At 69.0% G+C, this 15171-nt stretch carries 15 protein-coding genes; 5 read left to right on the plus strand and 10 right to left on the minus strand.

Annotated features, from left to right (window positions below; genetic code table 11):
• Nucleotides 1-10 precede the first annotated feature (10 nt).
• The 5 genes from G528_RS0111950 to G528_RS0111970 form a co-directional block, all read right to left on the minus strand.
• Nucleotides 11-1180, minus strand: coding sequence for an ABC transporter ATP-binding protein (locus G528_RS0111950; RefSeq protein WP_026919174.1), 1170 nt, complete (start codon nucleotides 1178-1180; stop codon nucleotides 11-13).
• Nucleotides 1181-1183: 3 nt separating this feature from the next.
• Nucleotides 1184-2014: a carbohydrate ABC transporter permease gene (locus G528_RS0111955; protein ID WP_026919175.1), complete on the minus strand. Its 831-nt coding sequence runs from the start codon at nucleotides 2012-2014 to the stop codon at nucleotides 1184-1186.
• A 6-nt stretch (nucleotides 2015-2020) separates the two neighbouring features.
• Nucleotides 2021-3187: an ABC transporter permease subunit gene (locus G528_RS0111960; protein WP_084638190.1), complete on the minus strand. Its 1167-nt coding sequence runs from the start codon at nucleotides 3185-3187 to the stop codon at nucleotides 2021-2023.
• A 92-nt stretch (nucleotides 3188-3279) separates the two neighbouring features.
• Entirely contained in the window at nucleotides 3280-4854 is a 1575-nt protein-coding gene (locus G528_RS0111965; protein ID WP_084638179.1) for an extracellular solute-binding protein, read from the minus strand.
• A 191-nt stretch (nucleotides 4855-5045) separates the two neighbouring features.
• On the minus strand, nucleotides 5046-5513 hold the full coding sequence (locus G528_RS0111970) for a YflT domain-containing protein (RefSeq protein ID WP_425402236.1): 468 nt from the start codon (nucleotides 5511-5513) through the stop codon (nucleotides 5046-5048).
• 49 nt (nucleotides 5514-5562) lie between these two features.
• On the opposite strand from G528_RS0111970, the gene G528_RS0111975 reads away from it, so the two are divergent.
• The 4 genes from G528_RS0111975 to G528_RS0111990 all read left to right on the plus strand — a co-directional run bounded on the left by G528_RS0111975 (nucleotide 5563) and on the right by G528_RS0111990 (nucleotide 9888).
• The gene (locus G528_RS0111975; RefSeq protein ID WP_026919179.1) at nucleotides 5563-6888 is read left to right on the plus strand and encodes a magnesium transporter MgtE N-terminal domain-containing protein; all 1326 of its coding nucleotides are present in this window, start codon (nucleotides 5563-5565) and stop codon (nucleotides 6886-6888) included.
• Nucleotides 6885-7388 (plus strand): DUF1003 domain-containing protein, encoded by a 504-nt coding sequence (locus G528_RS0111980; protein ID WP_026919180.1) that lies wholly within the window; start codon nucleotides 6885-6887, stop codon nucleotides 7386-7388. Before G528_RS0111975 ends, G528_RS0111980 begins: the two co-directional genes overlap by 4 nt.
• Before the next feature lie 157 nt (nucleotides 7389-7545).
• Nucleotides 7546-8688 carry a lytic transglycosylase domain-containing protein gene (locus G528_RS0111985; RefSeq protein WP_084638191.1) on the plus strand — a complete coding sequence of 381 codons (1143 nt, stop codon included), beginning with the start codon at nucleotides 7546-7548 and terminating at the stop codon, nucleotides 8686-8688.
• Nucleotides 8689-8745: 57 nt separating this feature from the next.
• Nucleotides 8746-9888, plus strand: coding sequence for an Mrp/NBP35 family ATP-binding protein (locus tag G528_RS0111990; protein WP_026919182.1), 1143 nt, complete (start codon nucleotides 8746-8748; stop codon nucleotides 9886-9888).
• Between the two features lie 30 nt (nucleotides 9889-9918).
• Here G528_RS0111990 and tatB read toward each other — a convergent pair whose 3' ends face one another.
• The 4 genes from tatB to sigE form a co-directional block, all read right to left on the minus strand.
• The gene (gene tatB / locus G528_RS0111995) at nucleotides 9919-10395 is read right to left on the minus strand and encodes a Sec-independent protein translocase protein TatB (RefSeq protein WP_026919183.1); all 477 of its coding nucleotides are present in this window, start codon (nucleotides 10393-10395) and stop codon (nucleotides 9919-9921) included.
• Nucleotides 10396-10439: 44 nt separating this feature from the next.
• Nucleotides 10440-11936, minus strand: coding sequence for a S1C family serine protease (locus G528_RS0112000; protein WP_425402234.1), 1497 nt, complete (start codon nucleotides 11934-11936; stop codon nucleotides 10440-10442).
• A 93-nt stretch (nucleotides 11937-12029) separates the two neighbouring features.
• Nucleotides 12030-12428, minus strand: coding sequence for a zf-HC2 domain-containing protein (locus G528_RS17375; protein ID WP_051198746.1), 399 nt, complete (start codon nucleotides 12426-12428; stop codon nucleotides 12030-12032).
• 92 nt (nucleotides 12429-12520) lie between these two features.
• Nucleotides 12521-13150, minus strand: a complete 630-nt coding sequence (gene sigE / locus G528_RS0112010; protein ID WP_026919185.1) for an RNA polymerase sigma factor SigE — start codon at nucleotides 13148-13150, stop codon at nucleotides 12521-12523.
• Between the two features lie 263 nt (nucleotides 13151-13413).
• On the opposite strand from sigE, the gene G528_RS0112015 reads away from it, so the two are divergent.
• The gene (locus G528_RS0112015; protein ID WP_026919186.1) at nucleotides 13414-14055 is read left to right on the plus strand and encodes an O-methyltransferase; all 642 of its coding nucleotides are present in this window, start codon (nucleotides 13414-13416) and stop codon (nucleotides 14053-14055) included.
• Between the two features lie 25 nt (nucleotides 14056-14080).
• On the opposite strand, the gene manB is transcribed toward G528_RS0112015, so the two are convergent.
• Nucleotides 14081-15154 carry a mannose-1-phosphate guanylyltransferase gene (manB, locus tag G528_RS0112020; RefSeq protein WP_026919187.1) on the minus strand — a complete coding sequence of 358 codons (1074 nt, stop codon included), beginning with the start codon at nucleotides 15152-15154 and terminating at the stop codon, nucleotides 14081-14083.
• Between the last annotated feature and the right edge of the window lie 17 nt (nucleotides 15155-15171).

Here is a 15171-nt window from a genome sequence, read left to right on the forward strand (position 1 = left end):
TCGCCGACGGTCACCGCAATGCGGCGCCCGACGCGGTGTCGAAGACGTGGAGGTTCGCCGGATCCAGGCCGAGCCGAACCTGTCCGCCGCGCGCCGCGTTCGACGCCGGGGACAGTCGGGCGACCTTCTGGCCGCCCTGGGTGGTGGAACCGAGGTCTTCGGCGAGTTCATCGAGGACGCCCGCCGCCCGGTCGGGGGCCTCGAGCCGGAAGTACACGTACTTGTCCGATCCCATCGACTCGACGACGTCGACCGAGACGTCGAACACCGTGGACGCCGACGGATGTCCCGCGGGCAGGAGTGCGACGTCCTCCAGGTGTTCCGGCCGGATGCCGAGCAGCACCTCACCGGTCCCGCCGGCCTGCCGCGACCGGGCGAGCACTCGGTCGTGATCGGGCAGCGAGATCGGCCCCACCACGGAGTCGACGCCGCGGTCGGTGAGGGTGCCGGGGATGAAATTCATCGACGGCGACCCGATGAATCCGGCGACGAAGAGGTTCGCCGGGCGGTCGTAGAGCTCCTGCGGCGCGCCCACCTGCTGGACGTGGCCCGACCGCATCACGACGACTCGGTCGCCGAGCGTCATCGCCTCGGTCTGGTCGTGCGTCACGTACACCGTCGTCGTCCCGAGCCGCTGCTGCAGTGACGCGATCTCGGTGCGCATCTGCACGCGCAGCTTGGCGTCGAGGTTCGACAGCGGCTCGTCCATGAGGAATGCGTTCGGGGTGCGGACGATCGCCCGGCCCATCGCCACACGTTGACGCTGACCGCCGGACAGATTGGCGGGCTTCCGGTCGAGGAAGTCGGTGAGGTCGAGCATCTCGGCGGCCGCCGTCACCCGGTCGGCGATCTCCGCCTTGCCCATCTTGGCCAGGCTGAGCGGGAACGCGATGTTCTCGCGGACCGTCATGTGCGGGTAGAGCGCGTAGCTCTGGAAGACCATCGCGATGTCGCGGCTCTTCGGCGCGACCTCGTTCATCCGCTGCCCGCCGACGCGCAGCTCGCCCTCGGTGATGTCTTCCAGACCCGCGATCATGTTGAGGGTCGTCGACTTCCCACACCCGGACGGACCGACGAGGATGACGAACTCACCGTCGGCGATCTCGAGGTTCACCCCGTGCACGGCCACCGAGCCGTCGGGGTACTGCTTGGAGACGTTCTCCAGAACGATGTCGGCCATGGGTTATCCCTTCACCGCGCCGGAGGTCAGTCCGGACACGATACGACGTTGGAAGACGATGACGAAGATGATGATCGGGATCGTGATGACCACCGCTGCGGCAGCGATCGGCCCCGTGGGTTCCTCGAACTGACTGCTACCGGTGAACTGGGAGATCGCCACCGGGGCGGTGATCGCGTTCTCCGTCGAAGTGAGCGACAGTGCGAGCAGCAGATCGTTCCAGGCGAAGATGAACACGAGGATCGACGCGGTCACCACGCCGGGCGCGGCCAACGGCACGATCACCCTGCGGAACGCCTGACTGGGCGTCGCTCCGTCCATCATCGCGGCCTTCTCCAGCTCCCACGGGATCTCCCGGAAGAACGCCGACAGCGTGTAGATCGCCAGCGGCAGCGCGAACGCGATGTAGGGCAGGATCAGGCCCAGCCACGTGTCGAACAGACCGATGTTCCGCTCGATGTTGAACAGCGGCGTCACGAGCGAGATCTGCGGGAACATCGCGATGAGCAGGGCGGCCCCGATCAACAGCTTCTTCCCCCGGAACTCCAGGCGCGCGATGGCGTACGCGGCCATGGTGCCCAGGATCACCGCGATCACGGTGGTGAGCAGGCCGATGCCGATGGAGTTGATCAACGCCGAGGTGAACTCGCCGGTGGAGAAGATGCCGCGGTAGTTCTCCAGCGTCCATTCGCGGGGGATGAAGTTGCCGTCGAGCACGCTGCCGGTCGGTTTGAACGACAGGCTGATGATCCACCAGAGCGGCACGACGGCGTACAGGATCACGAGCACGTTCGCGACCGTCCAACCGACCCTCTTACGGGTGTTCGTCGACACGGCGGCCTACCTTCCCTCGTCGTCGGAGCCCGGGGCGGCGGTCCCGAATCCCTTGATGAACACGAAGGCGATGAGTGCGACCGCCAGGAAGATCAGGATGCTGATCGCCGACCCCACACCCAGGTTGAACGCCTTGAACAGGTTGTCGTAGCCCAACATCGACACCGATGCCGTTCCGTTGGATCCCGCGGTCAACACGTAGATGTTGTCGAAGATCCGGAAAGCGTCGAGGGTGCGGAACAGCAGGGCGACGAGAATCGCCGGCTTCATCATCGGGATGATGATCCGACGCAGGCGGGTCCACGCGCCGGCACCGTCGAGCTGTGCCGCCTTGAGCAGGTCGTCGGGCACCAGTGCGAGGCCCGCGAGGAGCAGGAGTGCCATGAACGGCGTCGTCTTCCACACCTCGGCCAGGATGATGATGAACAACGACGGCCACTGCTGAGTGAGCGGCGCCGACCCGTCGGGAAGCAGGTTCGCCAGATAGCCGGTGTCGGTGGTCCAGGCGTACTTCCAGGAGATCGCGGCGGCCACGGTGACGATGCCGTACGGGATCAGAACCACCGTTCGGACCACGCCCTTGCCGAAGATCGTGCGGTGCATCAGCAGGGCGATCGCCAGACCCAACGCGAGTTCGATGATCACCGAGACGAGCGTGAGGAACGCGGTGATGCCGAACGCCGACCACCAGAATCCGGCGGAGAGCACCGTCGCGTAGTTGGAGAACCACACGAACTCCTGCTCGTCCGGCGCGGTGAGCGTCGACTTGTTCAGGGACAGCCAGAACGCGTAGACGATCGGGTATCCGGTGACGAGCGCCATCACCACCGCAGCCGGTGCGATCAGCCAGTACGCGAGGCGCCGTTCGGACGATCGACGTCCGGTGACCCGGCGCGCCGGCTTCTTCGGGGATGCGTCGGAGTCCGGTTGTCCGGTCCCCGACGCGACGACGTCGGTCATCACACCTCCATCGGTCGGGCTGGACGCAGCCGTCGCCGGGTGAACGGGATCCTTCGGGGGAACGGGATCCCTCGGGGGTACGGGCGCCGTCGAGGGAACGGGCACCGCCGGCGCGGCCGGGCGGACCGACTCGGGCGGCACCCACTGGTCGGAGTGGACCGCAGGCGTCGGATCGTCGCCGGGTGTCGCCGCCGGCTGCTCGTCGCCGGACATCGCGTGCCGTCCCGGCGAGCTGTCCGGCACCGGACCGCCCGGGGTCAGTCCGTAGTACGGCGACCGCTCATCGCGGTCCGGATCGTCGGTGCTCACGGGATGATCCCTTCACCGTCGACGGCCTTGCGGACTTCGCCGGCGAGTTCGTCGACCATCTCCTCGGGATCCCATTGGCCCACCGGGCTCAGTTTGGCGGTCACGAGCGTCGAGATGGCCTGGTATTGCGGAGACGCGGGCCGGATCGCGGCGGTGCCGTCCTGGAGCTGTGCGTGGATCATCTCGCCCATCGGGTAGGCCAGTTTGAAGTCGGCGTCGTCGTACAGCGACTCGATGGTCGGCGGTGTGCCGCCCTCGACCGCGTACACCTTCTGCGCCTTCTTGCTGGTGAGGCAGGTCCCGGCCTCGAAGGCGAGATCGGGCTGTCGGGAGGTGGACGCCACGGCCAGATTGAATCCGCCGAGCGTCGACTTGGCCGGCTCGTCGGCGTAGATCCCCGGATAGGTGGCGAAGTCGAACGCGGCCCGCATCTTGCGGTTCACCGGAGCCAACTGGGCGTCGGTCGGCTGATCGTCCTCATCGGTGAGCATCGCCTTGTACGGGGCGACGATGTCGTTGAGGAAGTCCACGTTGCCGGTCGCCGCATTGTCACGCGCCGACGCCCACACGAACGGCCAGTTGATCTCGAAGGCACCCTTGCCGTTCTCCATGCCGAGACGCGCGGTCCCCTCGTCGGACTGGGTGATCTCGGGATCGTGCCCGTCGGCCGTCGCGACGGACTTCATCACCTGCAGCGCCTTGAGCGTCGCCGCACGGTGCTCGGGGGTGTCGTCGAGCGTCACCGTCGACGGATCGTCCGGGTCGAGAACCGATCCGCCCGCGCTCTCGAGCAGCGAGTTGAACCACACCATCAGGCCCTCGTACTGCTTGGCCTGCACGAGGATCTGCGTGACGCCGTGTTCGCGACCGATCACCTCGGTGTCGGCGAGCATCTCGTCCCAGGTCCGCGGGGCCGGAGACGCCGACTCGGGTCGCTTCGCGTCGGGCGATCGCTTCCTCTTGCTCGAGCGACCGCGGTCGGCGGCGCGCTCCTGCGCGACGCGCTTCGCGCTCGGCGTCCCCTTCATCAGGTCGGGGCGATACCAGAGCAGCTGGGTATTGGTCCAGATCGGGATCGCGTACAACCGTTTGGCGGGGTCGTCGGGCCGCTTCCACATCGCGGTCTCGACCGGACCGCCGAGGTTCTCGTCCTCGACGCGCGCCGCGACATCGTCGGGCACCGGGACCATCCAGCCCGCATTCGCGAACTCGGCCGTCCACACGACGTCCATCAGCATGAGGTCGAGAGACCGGTCGTTGCCCGCGAGGCGGCGCGCCAGCTGCAGGCGCTGATCGTCGGCCTCCTTCGGGAGGACGTGCGCGTCGATCCGATACCTGCCGCCGGACTCCTTGCTGCACGTCGCCGCGAACTGTTTGACGTAGTCGAATCCGTCGGTGGGCGCGTAGACGTTGAGGACGCCCTCCTCGTACCCGCTCCCGCAGGCGGCGAGCATCGGCGCGCTCACCGCGACGGCGGCCAGGGCGGCGCCGATTCGCAGACGCAGACGGTGCGGCGTCCGGCGCACTGCGGAACGAGCGCCCCGTCCCGAGGCGAAAGTGCCCGTGCTCATCTCGCTGTGCCCTTGCTCATCTCGCTGCCAGCCTCCTGCCGATCGCCGTCACATGAGAATCAGCTGTGAAAGCCGATGCGGGAGTTAGGTTATCCCACATCCGGGTGACATAGCGCACATGCGTCACATCCGGCGGCCGCGGGGCCATCTGATCAGGCGGTTCGGGGCGACGTCGTGGCGGGCGGCTGCGCTCAGATCGCCAGGCGCGCCAACATGTCGCGAGCCTGCTCGGCACTGCGCGGATCGCAGAGGACGTCGTACCGGCCCGCGACGAGTTGCATCGTCGAGGTGAAGTCGCGCTGTCCCTTCGACACCGCATACGGGATCGCCGCGCTGATCAGCCCGAAGACCATGCCCGCCACCACACCGAATGCGATCGGGACCCACATGTCGCCCTGCACCACGAGGCTGAGCAGCAGACCGAAGAACAGTCCCAGCCAAGCGCCCGAACCGAGCCCGCCGGTGATCACCTTCCCCCAGGTCAACCGGCCCAACACCCGCTCGACCTGCATCAGGTCGACGCCGACGATCGTCAGGTTCTCGACGTGGAACTCGTTGTCGCTGAGATGGTCGACCGCCTTCTGCGCCTGCGCGTACGTCTCATACGACCCCACCGGCCATCCCTTCGGCGGCGTCGGCAGACCGCGCATCGGCTGCATCGGATTCGTCACTTCTCCTCCCGGGGTCGGATCACTTTAGGCTTGGGGCATGACGCCCACACTGAAGGTCTATGTGGCCAGACTAGTCGGATTGGCGGTTCTCGGCCCGGACGGCGAATCCATCGGCCGTGTGCGTGACGTCGTGATCTCGATGCACATGCCCGGCCGGCAGCCCCGCGCCCTCGGACTGGCTGTGGAGTTGACGACCCGCCGGCGGATCTTCGTGCCCATGCTCCGCGTCACCAGCATCGAACCCGACGCCGTCACCCTCACGACCGGGCACGTGAATCTGCGCCGACTCCGCGTGCGCCCGAACGAGGCGCTCGCGGTCGGTCAGATCCTCGACACCACGGCGCGCACGGACGATCCGGACTACCCCGAACTGCACGGCGTCGATCTCGCGGTGGTCGACATCGCAATCGAACAGACGCGCACCCGCGACTGGGTCGTCGGCCGCGTCGCCCTGCGCGCGGTCCGCAAGGGCTTGCGCCGACGCGGTCAGACCATCGTGGTGCAGTGGCGCCACGTCCGCGGCCTGAACCGCCTCGAACTCGCGCGCCCCGGACAGGGCGTTCAGATGGCATTGGCCCAGTTCGAGGAGATGCGCGCACCCGATGTGGCGAACGCGCTGCGCGAACTGCCGGTGAAGCGCCGCGACGAGATCGCGGCGGCCCTCGACAACGAGCGGCTCGCCGACGTGCTCCAGGAGATGCCGACCGACGACCAGACCGCGATCCTCAGCTCGCTGCCACCCGCGCGGGCCGCCGACGTCCTCGAGGCGATGGACCCCGACGACGTCGCCGACCTGATGGGCGAACTGCCCGACGCCGAGGCCGAGGCGCTGCTGGCCCGCATGGACCCCGAGGAGTCGGAGTCGGTGCGTCGCCTGTTGCAGCACTCCCCCGACACCGCGGGCGGCGTGATGACGCCCGAGCCGTTGATCGTGACCGCCAACGCGACGGTGTCCGAGGCGCTGGCCCGCGTCCGCGACCCCGACGTGAACTCGGCGTCGGCGAGCATGGTGTTCGTGGTCCGTCCGCCGACCAACACCCCCACCGGCACCTTCCTGGGGGCCGTGCACACCCAGCGGCTCCTCCGCGAACCGCCCGCGAACCTCGTCGGCGGAATTCTCGACGCCGAGATCCCGCGGCTGGCGGCCGACGCACCACTGGAGAAGATGACGCGCTTCTTCGCGACCTACAACCTCGTCTGTGCTCCCGTCATCGACGATGACGATCATCTGCTGGGCGCCGTCGTGGTCGACGATCTGCTCGACGCCATGCTGCCCCGCGACTGGCGCGAGACGGACCCGGACGCCGACGGACCCGCCGATCACCACCCCGCCGACCTGCAGAGTCACGGGGTGACGCGATGAGCCCGACCGGTCGTCACCTCGACACTCCCGACTCCGGCCGCAGCCGGCTGCGCCTGAATCTGGACACCGACGTCGTCGGTCAATACAGCGAGCGGGTCGCTCGATTCCTCGGCACCGGGCGCTACCTGGCGATCCAGACGATCGTGGTCGTGGTCTGGATCATCTTGAACGTCGGGGTGTTCGCGTTCGCGTGGGACCCCTACCCGTTCATCCTGCTCAATCTCGCCTTCTCCACGCAGGCGGCGTACGCCGCACCGCTGATCCTGCTCGCCCAGAATCGTCAGGAGAACAGGGACCGCGTCTCACTCGAGGAGGATCGGTCGCGTGCGGCGCAGACCAAAGACGACACCGAATTCCTCGCTCGCGAGCTGGCGGCGGTCCGGATCGCCGTGGGCGACACGGTGACTCGCGACTACCTGCGACGCGAACTCGACGATCTGGTGGATGAACTCGCCGAGCGGATCGCCGAGCGCGTGGACTCCGCGCACGACCGTCGGTGAACCGGTCGGCCCCGTCCGGCCCGGATCGCGGACCGGCATGACCGATCCCCGGGCCGACATGTATGCTGACTCACAGTCACCCGGGGGAAATGGTCTCAGACATCCCTCCGAACGGCATCGGCGACACGCGAGTGGAGTAGAGAAGAGTTTCATGGGCATGACGCTCTGGCGCAACCGTCCCGGCAGAATGCACCTGCCGCGCCGCGGACTGTCCGTCGGCACCGGTGTCCTCGCACTCGGCGCCGTCGTGGTCGCCGGCTCGGTCTCCAGCACGTCTCTCGATCCGACCGGCATGGCCATGCCCGCCGGCGTGGTCTCGGCTGCGCCGCACTCCGGATCGGACACCGACCCCATGATCGACGCCGTCGCACAGACCGTGCCCGCCGCGTCTGCCACGCTCGTCGGCTTCGCTCCACCCGCCGATCCGGGCGCCGAGGGACGGGCACAGTTCCGCCTCGCCGCCGACCTCCCGTCCGGTCCCCTCGGCATCCCCGGCATCGTCCTGCAGGCCTACAAGCTCGCCGCCAAGCGGGTGGGCGCCGAATCGCCGCAGTGCAAACTCCCCTGGTTCCTGCTCGCAGGCATCGGCCGCATCGAGTCGGGTCACGCCGGCGACGGGAACGTCGACGAGTACGGCAACAGCCTGCGCCCCATTCGCGGCCCGGTCCTCGACGGCTCCCTGGCGGGCAACGAGGTCATCACCGACACCGACGGCGGAAAACTCGACGGCGACCCGAAGCACGATCGGGCGATGGGGCCGATGCAGTTCATTCCGAGCACGTGGGCGTCCTGGGGTGCCGACGCCAACGGCGACGGAAAGGCCGACCCCGACAACATCTTCGATGCCACCTACTCCGCGGGACGCTATCTGTGCGCGGGGGTCACCGACATCATGGCCGAGGGCACCAAGGTGAACGCCGTACTGCGCTACAACCGCTCGGTGGCGTACGCGAACAACGTCCTCGCGTGGGCCGCGGCGTATGCGACCGGCGTCCTGCCGACGTCCGGGATCCCCGAGATGAAGACGCCCCCGAAGGACGACGACAAGAAGAAGGACGACAAGAAGAAGGACGACAAGAAGGACGACAAGCGGGACAAGAAGCCCGAGGAGTCCCGGAAGCCGTCGTCCCCCAAGTCGTCGCGGCCGTCCACACCGCCGAGTACGAGCAAACCGCCGCAGGCCTGCCTCGGAGCGATCTGCCTGCCGCCCGGGATCGGCCCCGCGCCGGCGCCCGGCCCCAAGCCGAAGGCGAAGGCGCCCACGGCCAAGCCGACCGCACGCACGCCCGGCGACCGATAGGCGCCGCCGAACCGGACCCCGGTTCGATGTACTTGCCGACGGGGCTATGGTGGATTTGTGACGACCTCCGCTACCCCGACCGAATCCGCAGTCCGCTCCGCGCTGACCAAGGTCATGGACCCGGAGATCGGTAAACCGATCACCGAGCTGGGCATGGTCAAATCCGTCGGTCTGAGCGACGACGGATCCGTGGACGTGGGCATCTACCTGACCACGGCCGGCTGTCCGCTGAAGACCAAGATCAGCCAGAGCGTCGAGACCGCCGTCGCCGATGTGCCCGGAGTGGGCGCGGTGCGCGTGGAACTCGACGTGATGAACGACGAGCAGCGCACCGAACTTCGCAAGAAGCTCCGCGGCGACCGGCCCGAACCGGAGATCCCCTTCTCCAAACCCGGCAATCTGACGCGCGTGTACGCGGTCGCCTCCGGCAAGGGCGGCGTCGGCAAGTCGAGCGTCACGGTGAACCTGGCGACGGCGCTCGCCGACCGCGGCCTGACCGTCGGCGTCCTCGACGCCGACATCTACGGGCACAGCGTTCCCCGCATGCTCGGCAGCGAGGCGAAACCCACCCAGGTCGAGTCGATGATCATGCCGCCGCAGAGCCACGGCGTCCGCTTCATCTCCATCGGCCAGTTCACCGACAACAACGCCCCGGTCACCTGGCGTGGACCGATGCTGCACCGCGCGTTGCAGCAGTTCCTCGCCGACGTCTACTGGGGTGACCTGGACATCCTGCTCCTGGACCTCCCGCCCGGGACCGGCGATGTGGCGATCTCCATCGCCCAGCTGATCCCCGGCGCCGAGATCCTCGTCGTCACCACCCCGCAGCAGGCGGCCGCCGAGGTCGCCGAACGCGCGGGCGCCATCGCGCTGCAGACCCGACAGAAGATCCTCGGCGTGGTCGAGAACATGTCGTGGATGGAGCTCCCCGACGGGTCTCGCACCGAACCCTTCGGCTCCGGGGGCGGCCAACGGGTGGCCGATCGACTCACCCAGGCGGTCGGCGCGACCGTGGAACTGCTCGGACAGGTGCCCCTGGAGACCGCGCTCCGCGAGGGCGGCGACGCCGGCGAGCCGGTCGTGCTGTCGGCACCCGACTCCCCGTCGGGTTCGGCTCTGCGGGACATCGCCGAGAAGCTCGCCGTCCGCCGTCGTGGTCTCGCGGGGATGAACCTCAGCATCGACACCACTCGGCACTGATCAGACCGGCACCGACCGAGCCGAGACCGGTCAGGTCGCGTCCCACTGACTGACGTCGGGCGCCGACGGCGAAGCCGAAGGTCGCCCGACGGTGTCGGCGGGCGTGATCTCGGGTTGCGGTTCGCGGGCCGCACTGCGCGCGGCGGGCTGCTCCATCGGCGAATCGGGCCGGGCCCCCAGTGAGGTGAAGGTGTCGCGGACCGATCGGGTCTGCCGACCCAGATCGTCGACGGCCGTCTGGTCGCCGTCGAACAGGTGCTGGGTGACCAGACTCTTGGGGTTCATCCGCCGCAGCTCGTTCAACTGAGTGAGCGGCTCTCGGATCTGCTCGAAGTCGTCGCCCAGCTCATCGCGCAGCTGCGAGCTCGCGCCCGTCGCATAGTCGCGGACCTTCTTCAGCGACTGCATCGTCCAGCTCACCGCGCCGGGCAGCCGTTCGGGGCCGAGAATCACCAGGGCCGCCACCAGCAGGATGAGAAGCTCTCCCCAACCGACACTGCTGAACATCTCTCGCCGTCCTGTGAGTCGTGATGTGCGGTGCGCCGACCGGATCAGTCGCCGTCCGGCGTGATCTTCCCGTGGAAGTATCGGCCGTCGCGCCAGTAGGTGAAGGGCACCTCATCACCGATCTTCGACCTTTGCACGGCGATGGTCAACTCGTCGGCGCCCTCGATCTGCCTGCCGTCGAACTCGGTGACCACATCGCCCTCGCGGACCCCCGCACGCGCGGCCGGGCCACCGCCGACCACATCGTTCAGCCGGGCGCCCAGCACACGATCGTTGCGGACCGTCGACGCGGCCACGCCGATCTGCGGATGCTTCGCCTTGCCGTCCTTGATGAGCGTGTTGACCACGGGGATCGCCTCGTTGATCGGGATCGCGAAGCCGAGCCCGATGGACCCGCCGCCCATCGACATCCGGCCGGCCGTGTTGACGCCGACCACTCGCCCCTCATCGTCGACGAGGGGGCCGCCGGAGTTGCCGGGGTTGATCGACGCATCGGTCTGGATCGCGTTGAGCACCGCGTCGGTGTCGGACTCCGCGTCGGGGCGCAGGGGCACCGGACGGTCGACGGCGCTGACGATGCCGCTGGTCACGGTCTGCGCCAGACCGAGCGGGGAGCCGAAGGCGATGACCTCCTGGCCGATCTGCAGATCGTCGGAGTCGCCCATCTTGGCGACGAGCAGGTTGCGGACGTCGTCGACCTTGATCACGGCGAGGTCCGTCTTGGTGTCGCGTCCGACGAGTCGCGCCGGAACGCGGTGCTTGTCGGCGAACACGACTTCGAGCTTGGCCTTGGGGTCGTTCGCGGCCAGCGAGACGACGTGGTTGTTGGTCATGATGTAGCCGGACTTGTCGATCACGAACCCCGAGCCGGTTCCGCCCCCGCCCGCGGTGCGGATGTCGATCATGACGACGGCCCTGTTCATGGCCTTCGCGACGGCCGCGACATCGCTGCGCGGATCGCTCGACCCGCTGTCGCCGGGCTCCAGCGCGACCGAGTCGGTGTGCAGCGGCGCCACGACCTCTGCCGTCCACCGTCCGATGAGGCCGCCGCCGAGACCGACCATCAACGCCGCCATGGCGAGGGTCGCCAACGCCCACCAGTGGACGCGCCCGCCGAACAGCACCTCCCGGATCCCCAGCTTGGGTCCGGGATCGACCGGGTCGGTGGCGGCCTCGGGGGCCAGGGCGGGTGCGGCGAGCGCCGCCGCCGCTGCGGGATCACGCCACGGGTCGGGCGGCGGCTCGTCACCCGGCTCATCGACGGCGTACGGATCGCGCTGCAGGGAGTCGGTCTCGTCATCGGGTTTGGCGAAGGCCTCGGCGAGAACGGGGTCGGGGTCGGCGGGCGCGGGTTGCGGACGGCCGGTCGGGGTGACGTCACCGGCGAACGATCCCGCGACGCCGTCGGGTCGACCGAATACGGCGGCCACCTCGGGCGGCGGTGCCGGCGACCGCACGGCGGGACGAGCCGGCTCGGGCCGGTTCGCCTCGGTGGACGCATCGGCGGAGCGGCCCTCGGACCACACTGAAGCACCCGTCACTGAACCATCCGTGACTGGAACATCAGTCTTTGGGACATCAGCCTTTGGGGCGTCGGTCTTTGGGACATCGGCCTCGGAACGATCGGTCACGAGTCAGCGGCCCCAGCGGTTGGTGCGGCGAAGTCCCGGGCGCCGCACGACGGGGCGCATGTCGAACTCCTGGGTCGGGATCGCGCTGAGCTGGCTGCGCAGCGACTCGGGCATCGCCACCTCGTCGTGGCACGTCTTGAGCATCGAGCGCGCCCGCGACTGCGTCACGACCTCGCGCGCGCACTCCGGGCACAGCGTCAGGTGGGCGTCGGCCCGAGCCGCAGCCTGCAGGGTCAGCTCGTTGTCGACGTACGCCACCACGGCTTCGGGGTGCAGGTGCTCGGTGGAGGCGAATCCGTCGCGCTGATGATCGGGGTTCGGTGTGATCGACGCGGAGGCGGGCGCAAGCCACCGGCTTCCGCGTGAGAATCCCGCAGGTCTACCCAGGCCCACAGACGTCACCCCTCTCCTCGGCTCGCGCGCACGTGCACCGTCGCTGGAAACGTTATCCGAGGCTCCAGGGTAGCCGAAGGGTTCTCGGGCCGTCGGCCACCTCACTCCGCGGCCGCGACCGACCGACTGTCGGTGTACCCGCGGGCGGCGAGGAAGTCCCTGATGCCCTGGCGGCCGCGGTGGATGCGGCTGCGGACGGTGCCCATCTTGACTCCCAGCGTGGCACCGACCTCCTCGTAGGACAGTCCCTCGATGTCGCAGAGGACCACGGCGGCGCGGAACTCGGGCGCGAGCGAGTCCAGTGCGGCCTGCAGATCGGGGTCGAGGTTCGCATCGGCGAAAGCCTGCTGGGGGTCGGGCGTGTCGGCGGGCGTCCGGTCGTAGTCCTTCTCGAGCGCCTCCATGCGGATCTTGCTGCGACGTCGCACCATGTCGAGGAAGAGGTTGGTCGTGATGCGGTGCAGCCACCCCTCGAAGGTGCCCGGCTTGTAGTTCGTCAGCGACCGGAAGACCCGGATGAAGGTCTCCTGGGTGAGGTCCTCGGCGTCGTGCTGATTGCCGGACAACCGGTACGCGAGGCGGTACACCCGGTCGGCGTGCTCGGAGACGAGTTCGTCCCACGAGGGCATCAGCGCGCGGTCGCCGGTCGCATCGAAGCCCGCGGTGCCCGCGAAGGGGCTCTGCGCGTCGCTGTCGACGCGGCCCGGATTCGATTCGGTGGTGGCGTTCATCGCGGTGATGCCGACTCCCTTTCTCGAGGCTGCCGAGTTCACACTTCCGCCGGATGCTGCACTGCTGGGTGCTGCGCTGCCGGGTACTGCACTGTCGGGTTCAACGTTCGGGCCCCACCCGCTATTCCTGACCATTGCGCTCCACCCTCCCCCATTCGAATGTGGGCGCGCTGTTGGTCGGCTGAGTGTTTGCTGAGGATGATGTCCCCGCTCATCGGCGTGCCCGCCGTCGCAGGTCAACGCAGTGTGGCACCCTCGTTCACATGACTGACACACCGCCGGCCCTCCCGTCCCTGAGCGAGTACGCCGAAACGGCGATCATCGAAGACGACGCCCTGGCCGAGGCCCGCAACCGCGCCGCCGAGCTCGGTGCGAACGCCGTGTCCCCGGCCACCGGAGCGCTGCTGTCTCTGCTCGCCCGCGTCGCGGGCTCGCGGCACGTCGTCGAGATCGGCACGGGTGTGGGCGTCAGCGGACTCTGGCTGCTCGCCGGGATGCCGGAGTCGGGAGTCCTGACGACCATCGACCCGGAGTCCGAGCATCACCGGGCCGCCCGTCAGACGTTCGCCGACGCCGACATCGCCCCCGGACGCACACGACTGATCAACGGCGCCCCCGCCGACGTGCTGACCCGGCTGGCCGACGAGACCTACGATCTGGTGTTCATCGACGGCGCCCCGCTGAGCCATCCCCAGTTCGTCACCGAGGCCATCCGCATCCTGCGTCCCGGCGGTCTCCTGGTGGTGAACAACGCCTCCGCCGACGGCACCATCGCCGACCGGGACGCCACCGACGCCCGAACGCTCGCCGCGCGCGAGGCCGCGTCGATCATCGCCGAGGACGACCGGCTGCTGCCCGCCGTCATCCCCGTCGGGACGGGCCTCCTGGCCGCGGCGAAGGGCTGAATCCGCCCACGCGACCCGAGGGCCGTCAGACGTCGGTCGAGAATCGGATCCCGCTCTCCGGGATCTGCACCCCCGGCCACACCCGCGCGCCGCGGAGGAGTTCGCACCGGGCGCCCACGACGGCGCCGTCGCCGATCACGGTGTCGCGGACCAGCGCACCGGCGCCGACGGTCGCGCCGAACCCGACGATGCTCCGCTCCACGACGGCCCCGGCCTCCACGGAGGCGCCGTCGAAGACCACCGCGCCGTCGAGTCGTGCCCCCGCACCGATGCGACCGCCGCGGCCCACCACGGCACCGCCGATCAGCACGGCATCGCGTGCGACGTCCGCACCGTCGAGTACGAGAGCCTCCCCGCACGGCTTCGCGACGGCGGGCGACGGCGCGATGCCCCGGACCAGATCGGCCGACCCGCGCACGAAGTCCTCGGGGGTGCCCATGTCGCGCCAGTACGCGTCGTCCACGTGCCCGTGGATGTGCCGTCCGGTCGCCAGCAGGTGCGGGAAGACCTCACGCTCCACCGAGACGGCGCGACCGGCCGGGATCTCGCCGATCACCGACCGCTGGAACACGTAGGTCCCCGCGTTGATCTGGTTGGTCGGCGGGTCCTGCGTCTTCTCCAGGAACGCGGTGACCCGCCCCGAGGCGTCGGTCGGCACACACCCGAAGGCCCGCGGGTCCCCCACGCGGACCAGGTGCAGCGTCACCTCGGCGCCCGACGACTCGTGGGTGGCCAGCACATCGCGGATGTCGGTGCCGCCGAGCACGTCGCCGTTGAACACGAGCACGGTGTCGGCGGTGAGGTGGTCGTACACGTTCCGGATGCCGCCGCCGGTCCCCAGCGGCTCGTCCTCGGTGACGTAGGTGAGGCGCAGCCCGAGATCGGCGCCGTCACCGTAGTGGTCGGCGAACACGTGCGCCTGATACGAGGTCCCCAGGACGACGTCGGTGATCCCGGCCTCGCGGATCCTCGACAGCAGGTGGGTGAGGAACGGGACGCCGGCGGTCGGCAGCATCGGCTTGGGCGCCGACAGGGTCAGCGGCCGCAGACGAGTGCCCTTCCCGCCGACCAGGACGAGGGCCTGAACTGAAGAACTCACCGGACTTCCTTCCGTCA

The organism is Gordonia shandongensis DSM 45094 (genome assembly GCF_000423025.1).
Classification (GTDB): Bacteria; Actinomycetota; Actinomycetes; order Mycobacteriales; family Mycobacteriaceae; genus Gordonia; species Gordonia shandongensis.

Coding starts and splice junctions, on each gene's coding strand:
- G528_RS0111950 (WP_026919174.1), bottom strand. CDS start 1,180: ATGGCCGACATCGTTCTGGAGAACGTCTCCAAGCAGTACCCCGACGGC.
- G528_RS0111960 (WP_084638190.1), bottom strand. CDS start 3,187: ATGTCCGGCGACGAGCAGCCGGCGGCGACACCCGGCGACGATCCGACG.
- G528_RS0111965 (WP_084638179.1), bottom strand. CDS start 4,854: ATGAGCACGGGCACTTTCGCCTCGGGACGGGGCGCTCGTTCCGCAGTG.
- G528_RS0111970 (WP_425402236.1), bottom strand. CDS start 5,513: ATGCAGCCGATGCGCGGTCTGCCGACGCCGCCGAAGGGATGGCCGGTG.
- G528_RS0111975 (WP_026919179.1), top strand. CDS start 5,563: ATGACGCCCACACTGAAGGTCTATGTGGCCAGACTAGTCGGATTGGCG.
- G528_RS0111980 (WP_026919180.1), top strand. CDS start 6,885: ATGAGCCCGACCGGTCGTCACCTCGACACTCCCGACTCCGGCCGCAGC.
- G528_RS0111985 (WP_084638191.1), top strand. CDS start 7,546: ATGACGCTCTGGCGCAACCGTCCCGGCAGAATGCACCTGCCGCGCCGC.
- tatB (WP_026919183.1), bottom strand. CDS start 10,395: ATGTTCAGCAGTGTCGGTTGGGGAGAGCTTCTCATCCTGCTGGTGGCG.
- sigE (WP_026919185.1), bottom strand. CDS start 13,150: ATGAACGCCACCACCGAATCGAATCCGGGCCGCGTCGACAGCGACGCG.
- G528_RS0112015 (WP_026919186.1), top strand. CDS start 13,414: ATGACTGACACACCGCCGGCCCTCCCGTCCCTGAGCGAGTACGCCGAA.